This is a genomic window from Amycolatopsis keratiniphila subsp. keratiniphila (assembly GCF_001620365.2).
In the GTDB taxonomy this organism is placed as follows: Bacteria; Actinomycetota; Actinomycetes; order Mycobacteriales; family Pseudonocardiaceae; genus Amycolatopsis; species Amycolatopsis keratiniphila.
Window position 1 is genome coordinate 1 of sequence record NZ_LQMT02000051.1, and the last position, 17,256, is coordinate 17,256.

Sequence of the window (17,256 nt, forward strand, 5' to 3'; positions counted from 1 at the left end):
GTAGGACACCGCCGGACTAACTTCAGGACAGGGTCCTGACCAGGGTCGAGAACCCCAACAGGTTCTCCCCGGTCAGGGCCCTGTCTCTTTTCATGTCCAGGCACGGACTAGAATGGTCCGTTGGCCCGCCTTGAGGTGGGCCGGTATCGAAACTTTTCAATAGTGGCAGGAGGCCAGGTGTCCGAGTTCGGTCGACGTGACTCAGATGATGGCGCGTCCGGCCGGTCGGGTCGCCGGGACGACAGTCCCCGCGGAGGCCGGTCTGACGCGCAGCGAGGTGACCGGCGCGGTTCCGCCGGCGGCAGGCAGGACCGGGGCGGCCGCGACGGCGGCTACCAGGGCCGCCCTCGGCGGGACGATCGCGGTGCGCGCGGTTCGGGCAGTTATCCCGCGCGCAGCGGCGAAGGCTCTCGCGACCAGCGGTCCGGGGGTCGTTTCGGCGGCCAGGGGCGCGACGACAACCGCCCGCGCTACAACAACGACCGGTCGGGTGGCCGCGACAACGACCGTCGCGGCGGCTACCGCTCGGACGATCATCGCGACAACCGGGGCGGCGGCTACCGCTCTGACGACCGTCGGGACAACCGCGGTGGTGACCGTGGCGGATACCGCTCCGACAACCGTGACAGCCGGGACAACCGCGGCGGCGATCGCGGTGGATACCGTGGCGGCAACGACCGCGGCGGGTACCGCTCGGACAGCCGGGGCAGTGACGACCGCGGTGGCTACCGGTCCGACGACCGTCGGGACAACCGGGGTGGCGATCGCGGCGGGTACCGTTCGTCCGACAGCCGTCCCGAGCGTCGCTACGACAACCGTTCGGACAGCCGCTCGGACAACCGTTCCGAGGGTCGCTACGAGAAGCGTTCCGACAGCCGCCCGGCCCGTTCCGGCTACGGCTCGGACAACCGCGGCCGGTCCGACGACCGCCCCTCCGGCAACCGCTACGAAGGACGTCCCCAAGGCAAGTCCTATGGCGACCGCGACGACCGGCGTCCGCAGGGCAAGTCCTACGGCGACCGTGACAACCGTGGCGGCGACCGGCGTCCCTCCTACCGCGACCGTGACGATCGCGGCGGTTCCCGTTCCGGCGGGTACAACGGTGACCGGCGCGGCTCCTCCTCGGGGGACCGCCGTCCCAGCGGCGGTGGCTACGAACGCAAGCCCTACGGCGACCGTCGCCCGTCCGGCGACCGGCCGGAGAAGCGGTACGACGACAAGCGTGGTGGGTTCGAGCGCAAGCGCGACGACCGTCCCCAGCGTGACCGTTCCGAGGGCCGCAAGGACTTCCGGTCCTCGCCGCGCACCGAAGACAGGCCGGTCGACGACGAGACCTTGGCGCGTGAGCTGCTCGAGGCGCCGGAGCTGCCCGAGGGCATCGAGTTCTCCGATCTCGACGAGGAGGTCCGGCGGGAGCTGCGCACCCTGCCCAAGGCGCTCGCCGAAACCGTCGGCAAGCACCTGGTCGCCGCTGGCGGGCTCGTCGACGAAGACCCCGAAGCCGCCATGGAGCACGCCAAGTACGCGAAGGCCAAGGCGTCACGGGTCCCGATCGTCCGTGAGGCGCTCGGCCTGGTCGCCTACCACGCGGGCAACTGGTCCGAGGCGCTGTCCGAGCTGCGGGCCGTCCGCCGGATGACCCGGACCGACGATCACATCGCGATCATCGCCGACGCGGAGCGTGCCATCGGCCGTCCGGAGCGGGCGCTCGACCTCGCGAAGGAGGTCGACAAGGAGCGCCTGAGCAAGGCGACCCAGATCGAGCTCGCGATCGTCGCCGCCGGTGCCCGGCGGGACCTCGGTCAGCTCGACGCCGCCGTCGTCTCCTTGCAGGGTGACGACCTCAAGGCGGAGAAGCGCGACCCGTGGAGCGCCCGGCTGTTCTACGCCTACGCCGACAACCTCGCCGCGGCCGACCGCAAGGACGAGGCGATCCGCTGGTTCCTGAACGCGGCGGAGGCCGACGAGGAGGACGAGACCGACGCCGCCGAGCGCGCCGCGGAGCTCACGAATGGCTGACGCCCTGTCGGCCGGGTACGACGCGGTCCTGTTCGACCTCGACGGCACGGTCTATCACGGCAGCAAGGTGGTCCCGGGCGCACCGGAAGCGCTCCGGACGCTCCGGGACCACGGCACGGCGGTCCGCTGGGTGACCAACAACGCCTCCAAGGCGCCCGCGGAGGTCTCCGCGCACCTGGAGGCACTCGGACTGCCCGCCACCCCCGAGGAAGTCCACACGAGCTCTCAGGCCGCCGCCGCCCTTCTGGGTGAGCGGCTGCCTCAGGGCGCGGTGGTCCTCGTCGTGGGCACGGACTCGCTGGCCGCCGAGGTCGAGTCCGTCGGCCTCAAGACGGTGCGCGAAGCCGGTCCGGACGTGGCCGCCGTGGTTCAGGGGCATTCCCCGGAGAACACGTGGGCCGCACTCGCGGAGGCGTGCCTCGCCATCCGTGCGGGCGCGTTGTGGGTGGCGACCAACGTCGACGCGACCCTGCCCAGCGAACGCGGTCTGCTGCCGGGCAACGGGTCGATGGTGGCCGCGTTGCGCCACGCCACCGGCGTCGAACCGCTGGTGGCGGGCAAGCCGGCGCCCGGGCTCTTCTCCACGGCGGCGCGGGACGCGGGCGCGGAGCGTGCCCTCGTCGTGGGCGACCGGCTGGACACCGACATCGAGGGCGCGGTCGCGGCCGGGATCGACGCGCTGTGCGTCCTGACCGGTGTCGCCGACGCGGCGTCCCTCATCGCGGCGAGGCCCGAGGAGCGTCCGCGCTACCTCGCGGCGGATCTGTCCGGGCTGAGCAGCCGGGCGGAGCTGCTCGAGATCGGGCCCAAGGACGGCTGGCGCGTCACCGCACAGGGTGACGTGCTCGAAGCCGAAGGTGAGGGCGACTCCCTCGACCTGTTGCGCGCGTTGTGCGCGGCGGCCTGGGAGTCGGGGATCACCGAGGTCCATGGTGTGGGCGACACCGCCCGCGCCGCGCTCGGCGAGCTGCGCCTCGGCTGACCAGCGCTGCTAACTTGGTGGGGTGCAAGACCACTTCCACCCCGTTCCGCGACCCCCGGTTCCCGGCCCGCCGCCGGTGCCGGGACCGCCGCCGGACCAGTTCGCGCAGCAGGACACGGATCCCCGGGCCGGCATCGACGAAGCCGTGGCCGGTCTCGACGACCTCACCGCGCTTCCGCTCTCGGAGCACGTCGACCGGTTCGAGGCCGTGCACACCGAGCTGACGGTGGCGCTGTCCACCATCGACAAGGTCTGACCGCGTGCCCAAACGCGCCCGCCTGGACGCGGAGCTCGTCCGGCGGGGTCTCGCCCGGTCCCGGGAGCAGGCGTCGACGCTGATCGCCGAGGGCAAGGTCACCGTGCGCGGGATGGTGGCCACCAAACCCGCGACCGGCGTCGAGTCCGGCGCGCCGATCGTGGTGCGCGACGGTGACGACCCCGGCTGGGCCTCCCGCGGTGCGCACAAACTCCTCGGCGCGCTCGAAGCCTTCACCCCGCAAGGTCTTTCCACCGAAGGAAAGCGCTGCCTCGACGCGGGCGCCTCGACCGGTGGCTTCACCGACGTCCTGCTGCGCAACGGCGCCGCCACCGTGATCGCCGCCGACGTCGGCCGCGGCCTGCTGGACTGGCGGCTGCGCACCGACGACCGCGTGGTCGTCCTCGACAAGACGAACGTCCGCAACCTGACCCCGGAGGACCTCGGCGGGCAGGTCGATCTCGTGGTCGGGGATCTCTCGTTCATCTCGCTCAAGCTCGTGCTGCCCGCGCTGGCCGCCTGCGCGCGGGACGGCGCGGATCTGGTGCCGATGGTGAAACCGCAGTTCGAGGTCGGCAAGGACCGGCTCGGCAGCGGCGGCGTCGTCCGTGACCCGGAGCTGCGGGTCGAATCGGTGCTCGGCGTGGTCGCCGAGGCAGAGAAGCTGGACCTGAGCCTGCGCGGCGTCGTGGCGAGCCCGCTCCCCGGGCCGTCCGGGAACGTCGAATACTTCGTCTGGCTTACCCGCGGGGCGGGGGAGACCGCCGGCACCGACGCCGAGCGGCTCGTCCGGACCGCAGTCCTGGAGGGACCCCAATGAGCGATCGCGAGGTGCTGCTCGTCGTGCACCCGGACCGGGACGCGACCCGGGACGCGGCACGCGAGGTGTCGGCCCGGTTCGCCAAGGCCGGTGTGCGGCTGCGGGTGCTCGACGAGGACGTCCGGGAGATGCTGGAGGCGGACGGCGGGATCGGCGCGCCCTGCACGGTCATGGCGCCGGAGCAGGATCCGGCCGCCGGCACGGAGCTGGTGTTCGTGCTCGGCGGCGACGGCACGCTGCTGCGGGCCGCGGAACTGGCCAGGCCGAACGGTGTCCCGGTGCTCGGCGTGAACCTCGGCCGCGTCGGCTTCCTGGCGGAGGCCGATTCGGACAAGCTCGCCGACACCGTCCAGCGCGCTGTGGACGGTGACTACCAGGTCGAAGAGCGGATGACCGTCGACGTCGTCGTCACCGTCGACGGCGAAGAGACCGTCAACACGTGGGCGCTCAACGAGGCCAGTGTCGAGAAGAGCTCGCGTGAGCGGGTGCTGGACGCGCTCATCGAGGTCGACGGAAGGCCCGTGTCGTCCTTCGGCTGCGACGGTGTCCTGTGCGCCACGCCGACCGGCTCGACGGCGTACGCGTTCTCGGCGGGCGGGCCGATCATCTGGCCGGACGTCCAGGCCCTGCTGGTGGTCCCGAGCAACGCGCACGCGATGTTCTCGCGGCCGCTGGTCGTCTCGCGGGACTCGGAGATCACCGTCGCCATCGATCCGGACGGCTCGCCCGCGGTCCTGACCTGCGACGGATCGCGGACCTTCGATCTTCCCGCCGGCGCGGCCGTGCGGGTCACCTGCGGCCGGGTGCCAGTGCGGCTGATCCGGTTGTGGGAAGGCCCGTTCACCGACCGGCTGGTGCACAAGTTCTCGCTGCCGATCAAGGGCTGGCGGGAGCGGCACGCCCGCTGACGGATGTCAGGAAAGGGTCGTTCAGGACAATTTCTGTCTTGAACGGCCCTTTCATGACGTGCCGGGTGCGGGAATGGTCGGGGTGGGCCGCTACGGTGGGCGTCGTGCTGGCCGAGATGCGCATCCAGGGCCTCGGAGTCATCGAGGACGCCCTGCTGGAACTGCACGCGGGCTTCACCGTCGTCACCGGTGAGACGGGTGCGGGCAAGACCATGGTCGTCAGCGGGTTGCACCTGCTCTCCGGCGGCCGAGCCGAAGTGTCCAAGGTGCGGACCGGAATGCTGAAGGCCTTCGTGGAAGGCCGCTTCGAGCTGGGCGGTGCCGAGGGCGCCACCCGGATCGTCACCGACGCCGGGGCGGAGGTCGACGAGGACGGCAGTGTCATCGCGCTGCGCGCGGTCTCGGTCGACGGCCGGTCCCGTGCCCACCTCGGCGGCCGTTCGGTGCCGGTCGGGGTGCTGGCCGACCTGTCCGAGCAGCTGATCGCGGTCCACGGGCAGAACGATCAGCTGCGGCTGCTGCGGCCCGCCGAGCAGCGTGCGGTGATCGACCGGTTCGCCGGTGAGGCCGTCACCGAGCCGCTCGAGCAGTACCGCGCGGTCCGGGACGAATGGCTCGCCGTCGTCGCCGAGCTGACCGAGCGCTCCACCCGCTCCCGCGAGATGGCCCAGCAGGCCGACCTGTTGCGCCACGGACTCGCCGAGATCGACGCCGTCGCGCCGGAGCCCGGCGAGGACACCGAGCTCACCGAGCAGATCAAGCGGCTCGCCGCGGTCGACGAACTGCGGTCCGCCGCGAGTGCCGCGCAGGCCGCCGTCTCGGGTTCGCCCGACGGCGACCCGGACGCGCCCGGAGCGGTCGGGCTGATCGGGGAGGCGAGCCGCCACCTGACCGGTTCCGAGGACGCCGTCCTGCGTGAGCTCGGTCCCCGGCTGGACGAGGCTTCGGTGCTGTTGTCCGAAGTGGGCACCGAGCTGGGCAGCTACCTCGAAACGCTCGACGCCGATCCCGCGTTGCTGGAGAAGGTGCTCGCGCGCCAGGCCGATCTGAAGCGGCTCACCCGTAAGTACGCGGCGGACGTGGACGGTGTGCTCGCCTGGGCCGACGACGCCCGCCGCCGGATGTCCACGATGGACACCTCCGAGGAGGCGCTGGCCGAGCTGGCCAAACGTCGCGACGAACTCGCCGTCACCCTGGCGGAACACGCGCTCACGTTGTCGGAAGCGCGGGTCGAGGCCGCCGCCGAACTCGCCGAGGCGATCACCGCCGAGATGTCCGGGCTCGCCATGGGGCAGGCCGAGATCGAAATCACCGTCGAGCGGCGCACGGTCGACGAGAGCGACGCGCACGCGGTGAAGGTGGACGGCAGGCTCGTGCACGCCGGGCCGGACGGCGTCGACGACGTCGAATTGCTGCTGCGGGCACACAACGGTGCTCCGCCGCTTCCGGTGCACAAGGCCGCTTCCGGCGGTGAGCTTTCCCGCGTGATGCTCGCGATCGAGGTCGTCCTCGCCCACGCGGACACCGTGCAGACACTGGTGTTCGACGAGGTCGACGCCGGGGTCGGCGGCCGCGCGGCGGTCGAGATCGGCAGGCGGCTCGCGCGGCTGGCGCGCAGCCACCAGGTCCTGGTGGTCACGCACCTGCCGCAGGTGGCCGCGTTCGCCGATCAGCATCTGGTGGTGGACAAGGGCACCAGCGGCGGGGTGACCCGCAGCGGGGTGCGCGTGCTCGAACAGTCGGAGCGCGTCGTCGAGCTCGCGCGCATGCTCGCCGGGATGGAAAGCACCGAGACCGGCCGGGCGCACGCGGAGGAACTGCTCGCCGTCGCCGAGGCCGACAAGAGCGCGCCGGACAAGCCCAAAGCCCGTCGCGGTGGGAAGCGAAAGAAGGCGAAGTAGTCCTGACTGTGCGAGTCCGTGAAGGCCTCCTTCCCTACCTTCCGGGTGGGGAAGGAGGCCTTCACCGCCGTCGGGCTTGAACCACTCAGGTGATGTTGCGAAAGCCACTTTCGCAACCTTCAACGTTGCGAAAGTGGCTTTCGCAACGTTCGCCACGGGACGCCGCGGCCGAACCGGTGTGGGTTAATCGGCGTGTTTCCATCGGCGTGGCGGACGCAGAAGGCCGCGCGGATTTGTCACTATCGGTCGCATGAAGCTCACCGGCTTGCTCTCGCGTAACCAAGAGACCCTCCCCGGGATCACCGGCGTCGCCAGGGTCGACAGGCGTACGCGTGAGCTGCTCCGCCGGCTGAGCCCGGGCGACATCGTCGTCCTCGACCAGCTCGACCTCGACCGGTCGACGGCCGATGCCTTGGTGGAGGCCGAAGTCGCGGCGGTGGTGAACGCTTCGCCGTCGATCTCCGGCCGGTTCCCCAACCTGGGCCCGGAGATCCTGCTCGAGGCCGGGATCCCGCTGGTCGATTCGGTCGGCGGCGAACTGCTGCGCAAGGTCAAGGACGGCACGAAACTCCGCCTGCACGAGGGCGTCGTCTACATCGGAGAGCGCCAGCTCGGTTCGGGTGTCCAGCAGACGCGGGAAAGCGTCGCGGACCAGATGATCGAGGCCAAGGCCGGGATGTCCACCCAGCTGGAGGCGTTCTCCGCGAACACGATCGAATTCCTCCGCCGGGAACGCAGCCTCATCCTCGACGGCGTCGGCGTCCCGGAGATCCGTGTCCCGCTGCGGGATCGGCACGCTCTCGTGGTCGCGGGCGGCAACGGGCACGCCGAAGACCTCAAGAAGCTGAAGAAGTACATCTCCGAGCACCGGCCGGTGCTGATCGGTGTCGACGCCGGGGCGGACACCTTGCGCGCGCAGGGTTATCAGCCGGACGTCATCGTCGGCGACCCGCACGGCATCGGCGCCGAGACACTGCGCAGCGGTGGCGAAGTCGTCGTCCCGGCCCAGCCGGACGGGCACGCGCCGGGTGTCGAGCGCATCCAGGACCTCGGGATCGGCGCGGTCACCTTCCCCGCGACGGGCAACGCCGAGGATCTGGCGCTGCTGCTGGCCGACGCGCACGAGGCGAGCCTGGTGGTCACCGTCGGTTTCCAGGCGACACTGCGGGAATTCCTCGACCACGGCCGGTCCGGATCGAACCCGTCGACGTTCCTCACCAGGCTCAAGCTCGGCACGAAACTGGTCGACGGCAAGGCGGTCGCGACCCTGCACCGCAGCCGGGTGTCCATCGGCGCCATCGTCCTGCTGGTCGTCGCGACCTTGGTGGCCGTCGCGGCCGCGCTGCTGGTGTCCGATGTGGGTTCGGTGTACCTCGACTGGATCCGCGACACCTGGAACTCGTTCATCGCCTGGGGCAAGGGACTCTTCACGTGATTTCACTGCGGTACCACATCGTTTCCATCGCCGCCTGCTTCCTGGCGCTCGCCATCGGCGTGGTGCTCGGATCGACGGCGCTGAACGGTTCCCTGCTTTCGGGTCTCGCCAGCCAGAAGGAGGATCTGGGTTCCCAGGTCGCGGATCTGGAGGCGCAGCGCAATTCGCTCAACGCCAGGCTCGGCGACGCGGACGCGTTCGCCGGCGCGATGGGGCCGAAGGTCGTCGCGGGGCAGCTGGACAAGCGTTCGGTGGTGCTGGTGACCACCGAGGACGCGAAGCCCGCGGACCGCGACGCGCTCAAGCAGCTCGTCGGGCAGGCCGGCGCCTCGGTCACCGGTGAGATCCAGCTGACCGAGGCGTTCTCCGACCCGATGCGGTCGGATCAGCTGCGTGACGTCGTGTCGCGTCTTCAGCCCGCCGGGGTCCAGTTCCCGACCGCGGGCGACCCCGGCACCCTCGCCGGCGCGCTGATCGGCTCCGTGGCGTTGCTGAACAAGGACAACGCGCAGCCGCAGTCCACCCCGGTGGAGCTGGCGGCCGCGCTCGGCGGGCTCACCGACGGCGGTTTCCTCAAGACCGGCGGGGATGTGAAGCCCGCACAGCTCGCGATCGTGCTCACCGGTTCCAAGTACACCGGGGACGGCGCCGGTGACCGTGCCTCCACCATCGCGCGGTTCGCGGCGCAGCTCGACCGTTCCGGTGCGGGTACCGTCCTGGCGGGTGACGCGGGATCCGCCGACGGCACCGGCGCGATCGGTGTCGTCCGTGCCGACACCTCGTCGACGTCCATCCTGTCCACTGTGGACAACGCGGAGACCGCGGCTGGACGGGTCACCACGATCATGGCCCTGCGGGAGCAGCTCGAAGGCGGTGCCGGGCGCTACGGCATCGCCGGCAACGCCCAGGCCCCGGCCCCCGGGATCGCCGCCGCCGGCAACTAGCCCCCTTTCGCGTTTAGTCCTCTGGATGCGGTACTTGCGTGTGCAAGGACCGCATCCAGAGGACTAAACGCGGTCCGTCAGAGGTCTTATCGGTCTGTAAGGCGAAGGGTCCGCTGTGGTGAAGGGGGCCTTTCGCCGCGTTGGATGGGGGGAAGGCCCCCTTCACCCGTGCGCTGTCGGCCTGGCTACCGCCGGGCGTAGTTGCCCGGCGACCGTGTCGCGAGGCACGGCAACCTCGCGTTACCCCTCGACAACGCGGGGCCAGAGGCGGGTTTTCGGGAGTGGGCGGGCGTAGGAACCGGCCCGGCTGGTGTTGAGGTCGAGCGCGACAAGGGATTCGGCGAGGCGGACGGCGGCGGCGACGCCGTCGATCACCGGGATGTCCAGCATCGCCGAGATCCGGCGATCGAGCCCCGTCATTCCCGCGCAGCCGAGGACCAGGACTTCCGCCCCCGCGTCGCGGGCGCGGCGGCCGGCGGTCAGCAGGGCCGATTCCGTCCGGTGTTCGTCGGTCAGTTCGAGGACGCCGAGCCCCGCACCGAGGACGCCGACACAGTTCTGCGCGACGCCCGCGGCGTGCAGGCTGTCCTCGATGAGCCCGCACGTCCGGTCCAATGTGGTCACGACGCCGTAGCGTCTTCCCAGCAGGCAGGCCAGATGCGCGGCTGCCTCGGTGATGTCGACGACCGGGACGTCGAGCAGTTCCCTCGCTCCTTCCCGTCCGTGCTCGCCGAAACCGGCCATCACGAGCGCGTCGAACGGTTCGTCCAGCCCGTTGAGAAGGTCGAGGACGGCCGCGGCGCTCAGGAAGCTGTCCAGCCAGCCCTCGGCGGATTCCGGGCCCCACAACGGTGTTCTGGCCAGGATCTCGGTGCCCGGGCTCGCGGCGGCGCGGGCACCCGCCTCGATCTCCTTGGTCATCGCCTCGGTGGTGTTGCAGTTGGTGACCAGGATCCGCATCACGCGACCCGCTGCTTACGCGACACCACGAAATAGAGGGCCGCGGCGGAAGCGGTGCCGATGAACCACGAGTACGGCGCGGCGGGGGCGAAGAACGGCACCAGCGCGATGATCGCGGACAACGCCGCCGTGGGCAGGAAGGTGACCATTGCCCGCGGGTTGAACCCGCGTTTGTAGTGGTACGGCGAATCGGGTCCGGCCACGAACAGCTTGTCCACGTCGATCCGGCCGCGTTTCACCAGGTAGTAGTCCACGATCATGATGCCGAACAGTGGGCCGAGGAAGGCCCCGAGGCCGCCGAGGAAGTAGTTGACCACGGCGGGCGACGAGTACAGCTTCCACGGCAGGACGCACAACGCCGCGACCGCGCTGATCATCCCGCCGATGGTGAAGGTGATCCGTTTCGGCCAGATATTGGCCAGGTCGTAGGCGGGGGAGACGAAGTTCGCGACGATGTTCACGCCCATGGTGGCGATCGCGAAGGTCAGCGCGCCGATGATCAGCACGGGCGTGTTGTCGATGCGGGCCAGCAGTTCGGCGGGGTCGGTGATGGCCTCGCCGAACACCTGGAGGCTGCCCGCGGTCACCAGCACCGACAGCAGCGCGAACGCCGTCGAGTTGATCGGTAGACCCCAGAAGTTGCCGCGCCGCACCGTCTTCTGGTTCGGGGCGAACCGGGAGAAGTCACAGAAGTTGAGCATCAGGGTGCCGTAGATGGACAGGATCAGCCCGACGGCTCCGAACCACTGCCGTACTTGCTCCCCTGTGGACAGTGCCTTCGGGTTACTGGTCAAGGAAATGTTCCAGTCGGCGGCGGCCAGGATCCACACGGCGAGTGCGATCATCACGACCCAGATGCCCGGACCGCACCAGTCCTGGAACTTGCGCACGGCCTCCATGCCGCGGGTGAGCACGAGCGCCTGTGCCAGCCACAGCGCGATGAAACAGATCCAGCCGAGCGCGTGCAGCCCGAGGAAACCCACCTCTGTCAACGGTTTCAGCCCCGGGTCGATCGCGAGGACGAGCAGTGTGATGGCCACGGAGGCGAGATAGGTCTGGATGCCGTACCAGAAGATCGCGATGATCGCGCGGATCAGCGCGGGCAGGTTCGCGCCGAAGGTGCCGAAGCTGATGCGGGCGACGACGGGGAAGGGGACGCCCGTCTTCTGGCCGATCCGGCCCATCAGGTTCATGCCGAAGTAGATGAGCACGAAACCGGTCAGCAGGGCGGTGAACACCTGCCACGCCGAGAGCCCGAGGACGAACAGGCCCGCCGCGAAGGTGTAGTTGCCGAGGTTGTGCACGTCCGACATCCACAGCGCGAAGATGTCGTAGACCTTCCAGCGGCGTTCTTTCGCCGGGGCGAGGTCTTCGTTCCAGAGCCGGGGATCGGCGTTCTCGGTGGTAGGCGCTTCGGACCGGGTTGCTGGGGCGGCGGTCATGCGGGCCTCCGATCGACGGGGAGTCCGGTCGATTTGGTATCCCAAAATTTGGCATCCCAAATATCACCCCGCGGTGGCCCGTCGTCAAGGTTTCTGCCGATAAACTCGGGTTACGAGCTGTTACGGCAGTGTTGAAGAGGGGGTCAGGTGGCCGAGGAAGGACAGCGTCAGCCGCTGGCCGCGACCCGCCAGCGGGTCCGCGACGAGCTGCGTGAACGTATCCTCGCCGGACGGCTGAAGCCGGGGGACAGGCTGGTCGAACGCGAACTCGCCGAGGATCTCGGCGTCTCGCGCGTTCCGGTGCGCGAAGCCATCCGCAGCCTGGAGGCCGAGGGGTTCCTTGCCGTCCAGTCGCCTCGCCGGATCGTCGTGCGCCAGCTGGCCAGGGCCGACGTCGAGGAGCTGTTCGACGTCCGTGAGGCGCTCGAAGGACTCGCCGCCGGGCTGGCCGCCGAGCGGGCGGGCAAAGCCGAACTCCGCACGCTCGAACGGCTGCTCACCGACGCCGCCCGCGCGACCGAGAGCGGCGACCCGGCCCGGATCACCCTGCTCAACACCCGCTTCCACGACCAGATCGTCGCGCTCGCCGGCAACGGCCTGCTGCACGAGATCCTCCGCCCGCTCGAAGGCAGGCTGCGCTGGCTGACCAGCCAGAACGAGCACTGGGGCGAACTGCTCGACGAGCATCGCCGCCTCTACGACGCGATCGCTTCGGGTGACGCCGACCGTGCGCGCGCCCACGCCGTCGAGCATGTGCGGGTCAACCGCGAAGTGACGTTGAAGACGCTGTTCCCCGAAGATGACGGAGAACGCTCCGCGGGCTGAAACGGACATGTCAGACTCGCGGGCATGATCACCGACGAACAACGGGCCGCCCGCACCGCGCGGGCGGTGGCCGCCGCGGTCTCCGCGGGCCGCGACCTCGGACTGTCCTTCGACGAGCCGGAAGTCTTGTACGACGTCTTCTCGGTCATCGTGCACTTGTCACCCTTGCCGGTGGTGGTGCGCGTGCCGACCGTGCTGCCGCGCACGACCACGCTCGAGACGCAGCTGATCGACCAGCGGCGTGAGCTGGCCGTCACCGGCTGGCTCGCGAGCCGCGGCCACCCTGTCGTCCCGCCGAGCCCGCTCGTACCCGCGGAACCCGTGCAGCTCGACGGTTTCTCGATGACGTTCTGGCAGTTCGTAGAGCACGACAAGGAAGCCGAGATCAGCCCTGAACGCGGGGCGGGGATCGTCGCCCGGTTGCACGCCGCCCTCCGCGAGTACGACGGCGACCTGGCCTTCATGGGCGGTCTGATCCCGTTCGTCCCCGACGGTCTCGACCAGCTCGCGGACCGCCCGGATCTGCTGGAACCGGCCGACCTGGACCGGGCTCGGCGCGAATGGGACGTCCTCCGGCCGTTGTTCGAGTCGGAAGCGGCGTTCACCCGGGCCTTCCCCGGCGCGACGGTTCAGCCGGTGCACGGTGACGCCCCCGGGTACAACCTGATCGCCACGCCGGACGGCGAACTCTGCTCGGACTTCGAACTCGTCAACCGTGCCCCGGTCGAACTGGATCTCCCGGCCATGGGAGCCGAGGGCGTCGCGGCCTACAACGCCGCCGCCGAGCAGCTCGGGCTGCGTGAGGCGGACGAACGAGTACTGAAGGCACTGGGCGCGTTGGCCATGCTTCAAGGGGTGGCCTGCTTGGCGATGGCGCCGGAGTTGCCGATGCTGCTGGAAGGTTTGAAGCCGATGATCGAACAGTGGCGGGAAACCCCGTTCGCCGGCGGGCTCACCTAGGCGACGAGCATCGAGGTCCAGGCCTCGGCGAATCCGGGGAAGGTCTTCCCGACCGTCCCCGGATTCTCCACCTCGACCCCTTCGACCTTCAGGCCGAGCACCGCGGCCGCCATCACCAACCGGTGATCGTCGTAGGTGTGGAACTTCCCGCCGTGCAGCGGAGCCGGTGTGATCCGCAGGCCGTCCTCGGTCTCGCGGACGTCGGCGCCGAGCGACGACAGTTCGGTGGCGAGCGCGGTCAGCCGGTCGGTCTCGTGGCCGCGCAGATGCGCCACCCCGGAGATGACCGACGGCCCCTCGGCGAGACACAGCAGCGCCGCGATGACCGGCGTCAGCTCGCCGACGTCGTGCAGATCCAGTTCGACGCCGGGGATCGTGCCGCCGCCGGTGACCGTCAGGCCCGCCGCGTCGAGTTCGGCGGTGGCGCCCAAGACGGGCGCCAGGCTGCGTAGCCAGTCCCCGGGCTGGGTCGTCCGCTGCGGCCAGCCCGCGATCCGTACCGTGCCGCCGGTCGCGATCGCGGCGGCGACGAACGGCGCCGCCGTCGAGAGGTCCGGCTCGACGATGTACTCGGGGCAGGAAAGCCGTGTCGGCGCGACGTGGAACTCGGTGCCCTCACGGTCCACAGTGGCCCCGAAGCGGCGCAGCATCTCGACCGTCATCGCGATATGCGGTTCGCTCGGCACCTGGCCGCCCACCAGGCGCACGGTGACACCCTGCTGGAACGACGGCCCGGCGAGCAGCAGCGCGGACAGGAACTGGCTCGACGCCGAGGAGTCCAGATCGACCCTGCCGCCCCGCAGACCGCCTTCGCCGTGGACGGTGAAGGGCGGCGCCTCGCGGCGGTCGTCGTCGATACGGGCGCCGAGGTCGCGCAACGCCTTCAGCAACGGCCCGATCGGACGGCGGCGGATGGCCTCGTCGCCGTCGAACAGCGCCGGGCCGGTGCCCAGCGCGGCGAGCGCGGGGGTGAACCGGGCGACCGTGCCCGCGTTGCCGAGTTCCACCCGGACGGTCTCGTCGGGATGGACACGGCCGGGGCCGAGCGGATGCACGAGGTAGCCGCCGATGCTGCCCTGCGAGTGGGCGCCGAGGGCGTAGATGGCGCCGAGCATGAGGCGCGCGTCCCGGGAGTCGAGCGGGGTCCGCACCCGCGTCGGCGCGCTGGCGAGCGCGGCGAGGACGTAGGCCCGGTTGGTGATCGACTTCGAACCGGGGACGCGTATGTCCGCGTCGAGCGGGCCTTCCGCGACCGGTGCGGTCCAGGTGTCGTGCGCGTCTGTCACGCCGCGAGGGTAGCGGTTTTCCACTCCATCGGACGCTTGCGGCGTGGCCGATGAGCGCTACGGCGGGCGTGCGATAAGGTGGAAGCCCGTGGGACTTCAGTCGCGGGCTACCAAGTATGTCTTTGTCACCGGAGGCGTTGCCTCCTCTCTGGGTAAGGGACTCACGGCTTCCAGCCTGGGTCAGCTCCTTACCGCACGTGGGCTCCGGGTCACGATGCAGAAGCTGGATCCGTACCTCAACGTCGATCCGGGCACGATGAACCCGTTCCAGCACGGTGAGGTGTTCGTCACCGACGACGGCGCCGAAACCGATCTGGACATCGGGCACTACGAGCGTTTTCTCGACCGGGCTCTCGACGGCAAGGCGAACGTCACCACCGGGCAGGTGTACTCCGAGGTCATCGCCAAGGAGCGCCGCGGTGAGTACCTCGGCGACACCGTGCAGGTCATCCCGCACATCACCGACGAGATCAAGGCGAGGATCACCGCCGCGGCGGGCGCCGACGAGGACGGGAACAGCCCGGACGTCGTGATCACCGAGGTCGGCGGCACCGTGGGCGACATCGAGTCGCTGCCGTTCCTGGAGGCCTGCCGTCAGGTCCGCCACGACGTCGGCCGCGACCAGTGCTTCTTCCTCCACGTCTCGCTGGTCCCGTACCTCGCCCCGTCGGGTGAGCTCAAGACCAAGCCGACCCAGCACTCGGTCGCCGCGCTGCGCAACATCGGTATCCAGCCCGACGCGCTCGTCTGCCGCGCCGACCGTGAGCTGCCGGAGGACCTCAAGCGCAAGATCGGCCTGATGTGCGACGTCGACACCGAGGCCGTCATCGCCTGCCCCGACGCGCCGTCGATCTACGACATCCCGAAGGTGCTGCACCGTGAGGCGCTCGACGCCTACGTGGTGCGCCGCCTCGGGCTGCCGTTCCGCGACGTCGACTGGACCGTGTGGGGCGACCTGCTCGACCGCGTGCACAACCCGTCGGAGACGGTGCGGGTCGCGGTCGTCGGCAAGTACATCGACCTGCCGGACGCGTACCTCTCGGTGACCGAGGCGCTGCGCGCGGGCGGGTTCGCCCACCGCGCCAAGGTGCAGATCGCCTGGGTCCCCTCGGACTCGTGCGAGACCCCGGCCGGTGCCGCGGCCGCGCTGTCCGATGTGGACGGTGTGCTGATCCCGGGCGGGTTCGGCATCCGCGGTATCGAGGGCAAGGTCGGAGCCATCGCCTACGCCCGCACCCACGGCGTGCCGCTGCTGGGCCTCTGCCTCGGCCTGCAGTGCATGGTGATCGACGCGGCGCGGAACCTGGCCGGGATCAAGGACGCGAACTCGGCCGAGTTCGAGGACGGCCCGAACCCGGTCATCTCCACGATGGCCGACCAGCGCGACGTCGTCGCGGGTGAGCGCGACATGGGCGGCACGATGCGTCTCGGCGCTTACGTCGCGAAGCTCAAGCCGGGCTCGCAGGTCGCGAAGGCGTACGGCAGCACCGAGGTCTCCGAGCGGCACCGTCACCGCTACGAGGTCAACAACGCCTACCGCAAGCGCCTTTCCGACGCCGGTCTGGTGTTCTCGGGCACCTCGCCCGACGACCACCTGGTCGAGTTCGTGGAGCTGCCCGCCGACAAGCACCCGTTCTTCGTCGGCACCCAGGCGCACCCGGAGCTCAAGAGCCGCCCGACCCGGCCGCACCCGCTGTTCAGCGCGTTCGTGAAGGCCGTCGTGGACCGCAAGGTCGCCGAGCGGCTGCCGGTCGAGCTGCCCGAGGCCCCGCAGACGGTGGCCCGGTGACCGAGCCCGGCAAGCACGAGTTCACCGTCGCGTCCACAAAGGACGTCCACATCGGACGCGTCGTGGGGCTCCGGGTCGACGAGGTCGTGATGCCCGGCGGCGGCACCGCCCGCCGGGAGGTCGTCGAGCACCTCGGCGCGGTCGCCGTCGTCGCGCTGGACGCGGACGGCATGGTGACGTTGATCCACCAGTACCGCCACCCGATCGGGCGGCGGCTGTGGGAGCTGCCCGCCGGACTGATCGACAAGGCGGGGGAGGACCCCGTCGGCGCGGCCAAACGTGAACTGGTCGAGGAGGTCGGGCTCAGCGCCGAACGCTGGGAGACCCTGGTCGACGTCGCGGCGTCGCCCGGCTTCACCGACGAGGTCGTCCGCGTCTACCTCGCCCGCGAACTGTCCGAAGTGGACAGGGAGGTCCTCGGTGACGAAGAGGCGGACCTCGTCATGCGGAAATTCCCGCTCGCCGAGGCGGTCCGGATGGCGCTGGCGGGTGAGCTGGTGAACGGGTCCACCGTCGGTGGTGTGCTCGCCGCGCACGCGGTGCTTTCGGGGGCGGCTTCGTCGCGGCCCGCGGACGCTCCTTGGGAGGACAGGCCGACGAAGTTCGCTTCGCGCGGTCTCTAGGTCCCTTCGCCCTTGCTGAAGTACATGAAGGCCCCCTTCCTTGCGCTAGACGCAGTGAAGGGGGCCTTCATGTACTTGGGGAGGTGTGAAGGTCGAGTTTCCTCGG

Annotated in this window: 15 protein-coding genes; 12 read left to right on the plus strand and 3 right to left on the minus strand. The window is 70.3% G+C overall.

The genetic code is table 11. From position 1 onward, the window contains the following. Positions 1–177 precede the first annotated feature (177 nt). The 8 genes from AVR91_RS40975 to AVR91_RS41010 all read left to right on the plus strand — a co-directional run bounded on the left by AVR91_RS40975 (position 178) and on the right by AVR91_RS41010 (position 9,265). Positions 178–2,019, plus strand: coding sequence for a hypothetical protein (locus AVR91_RS40975; RefSeq protein WP_063271838.1), 1,842 nt, complete (start codon positions 178–180; stop codon positions 2,017–2,019). Then, on the plus strand, positions 2,012–3,001 hold the full coding sequence (locus AVR91_RS40980; RefSeq protein ID WP_063271839.1) for an HAD-IIA family hydrolase: 990 nt from the start codon (positions 2,012–2,014) through the stop codon (positions 2,999–3,001). Before AVR91_RS40975 ends, AVR91_RS40980 begins: the two co-directional genes overlap by 8 nt. A 76-nt stretch (positions 3,002–3,077) precedes the next feature. Next, positions 3,078–3,257 carry a hypothetical protein gene (locus tag AVR91_RS40985; protein WP_016335375.1) on the plus strand — a complete coding sequence of 60 codons (180 nt, stop codon included), beginning with the start codon at positions 3,078–3,080 and terminating at the stop codon, positions 3,255–3,257. Between the two features lie 4 nt (positions 3,258–3,261). Then, the gene (locus AVR91_RS40990; RefSeq protein ID WP_063271840.1) at positions 3,262–4,077 is read left to right on the plus strand and encodes a TlyA family RNA methyltransferase; all 816 of its coding nucleotides are present in this window, start codon (positions 3,262–3,264) and stop codon (positions 4,075–4,077) included. Next, a complete protein-coding gene (locus tag AVR91_RS40995; protein ID WP_037303235.1) occupies positions 4,074–4,985 on the plus strand; it encodes an NAD kinase in 912 nt (303 codons plus the stop codon). Before AVR91_RS40990 ends, AVR91_RS40995 begins: the two co-directional genes overlap by 4 nt. A gap of 104 nt (positions 4,986–5,089) precedes the next feature. Continuing rightward, positions 5,090–6,886, plus strand: coding sequence for a DNA repair protein RecN (gene recN / locus AVR91_RS41000; RefSeq protein ID WP_063271852.1), 1,797 nt, complete (start codon positions 5,090–5,092; stop codon positions 6,884–6,886). A 250-nt stretch (positions 6,887–7,136) separates the two neighbouring features. After that, positions 7,137–8,321, plus strand: a complete 1,185-nt coding sequence (steA, locus tag AVR91_RS41005; protein WP_037348117.1) for a putative cytokinetic ring protein SteA — start codon at positions 7,137–7,139, stop codon at positions 8,319–8,321. Beyond that, entirely contained in the window at positions 8,318–9,265 is a 948-nt protein-coding gene (locus AVR91_RS41010) for a copper transporter (protein ID WP_016335370.1), read from the plus strand. The genes steA and AVR91_RS41010 overlap by 4 nt, the downstream gene beginning before the upstream one ends. A 240-nt stretch (positions 9,266–9,505) precedes the next feature. On the opposite strand, the gene AVR91_RS41015 is transcribed toward AVR91_RS41010, so the two are convergent. Next, positions 9,506–10,225, minus strand: coding sequence for an aspartate/glutamate racemase family protein (locus tag AVR91_RS41015; RefSeq protein ID WP_063271841.1), 720 nt, complete (start codon positions 10,223–10,225; stop codon positions 9,506–9,508). Beyond that, positions 10,225–11,667 carry an NCS1 family nucleobase:cation symporter-1 gene (locus AVR91_RS41020; protein ID WP_063271842.1) on the minus strand — a complete coding sequence of 481 codons (1,443 nt, stop codon included), beginning with the start codon at positions 11,665–11,667 and terminating at the stop codon, positions 10,225–10,227. The genes AVR91_RS41015 and AVR91_RS41020 overlap by 1 nt, the downstream gene beginning before the upstream one ends. A 147-nt stretch (positions 11,668–11,814) precedes the next feature. On the opposite strand from AVR91_RS41020, the gene AVR91_RS41025 reads away from it, so the two are divergent. Next, entirely contained in the window at positions 11,815–12,492 is a 678-nt protein-coding gene (locus AVR91_RS41025; protein WP_063271843.1) for a GntR family transcriptional regulator, read from the plus strand. 24 nt (positions 12,493–12,516) lie between these two features. Next, entirely contained in the window at positions 12,517–13,452 is a 936-nt protein-coding gene (locus AVR91_RS41030; RefSeq protein ID WP_063271844.1) for a hypothetical protein, read from the plus strand. On the opposite strand, the gene aroA is transcribed toward AVR91_RS41030, so the two are convergent. After that, complete coding sequence (gene aroA / locus AVR91_RS41035; RefSeq protein WP_063271845.1) at positions 13,449–14,738, minus strand: 3-phosphoshikimate 1-carboxyvinyltransferase; 1,290 nt, start codon at positions 14,736–14,738, stop codon at positions 13,449–13,451. The genes AVR91_RS41030 and aroA overlap by 4 nt on opposite strands. A gap of 88 nt (positions 14,739–14,826) precedes the next feature. Between aroA and AVR91_RS41040 the strand changes: the two genes are divergently transcribed. Both AVR91_RS41040 and AVR91_RS41045 read left to right on the plus strand, forming a co-directional pair. Further along, positions 14,827–16,527 carry a CTP synthase gene (locus AVR91_RS41040; RefSeq protein WP_076153547.1) on the plus strand — a complete coding sequence of 567 codons (1,701 nt, stop codon included), beginning with the start codon at positions 14,827–14,829 and terminating at the stop codon, positions 16,525–16,527. Next, entirely contained in the window at positions 16,524–17,150 is a 627-nt protein-coding gene (locus tag AVR91_RS41045; protein ID WP_016335363.1) for an NUDIX domain-containing protein, read from the plus strand. The genes AVR91_RS41040 and AVR91_RS41045 overlap by 4 nt, the downstream gene beginning before the upstream one ends. The last annotated feature ends 106 nt before the right edge of the window (positions 17,151–17,256 follow it).

Excerpts from the sequence above, each read along its gene's own strand:
- AVR91_RS40980 (WP_063271839.1), top strand. The coding sequence starts at position 2,012 with ATGGCTGACGCCCTGTCGGCCGGGTACGACGCGGTCCTGTTCGACCTC.
- AVR91_RS41030 (WP_063271844.1), top strand. The coding sequence starts at position 12,517 with ATGATCACCGACGAACAACGGGCCGCCCGCACCGCGCGGGCGGTGGCC.
- AVR91_RS41020 (WP_063271842.1), bottom strand. The coding sequence starts at position 11,667 with ATGACCGCCGCCCCAGCAACCCGGTCCGAAGCGCCTACCACCGAGAAC.
- AVR91_RS40995 (WP_037303235.1), top strand. The coding sequence starts at position 4,074 with ATGAGCGATCGCGAGGTGCTGCTCGTCGTGCACCCGGACCGGGACGCG.
- AVR91_RS41015 (WP_063271841.1), bottom strand. The coding sequence starts at position 10,225 with ATGCGGATCCTGGTCACCAACTGCAACACCACCGAGGCGATGACCAAG.
- steA (WP_037348117.1), top strand. The coding sequence starts at position 7,137 with ATGAAGCTCACCGGCTTGCTCTCGCGTAACCAAGAGACCCTCCCCGGG.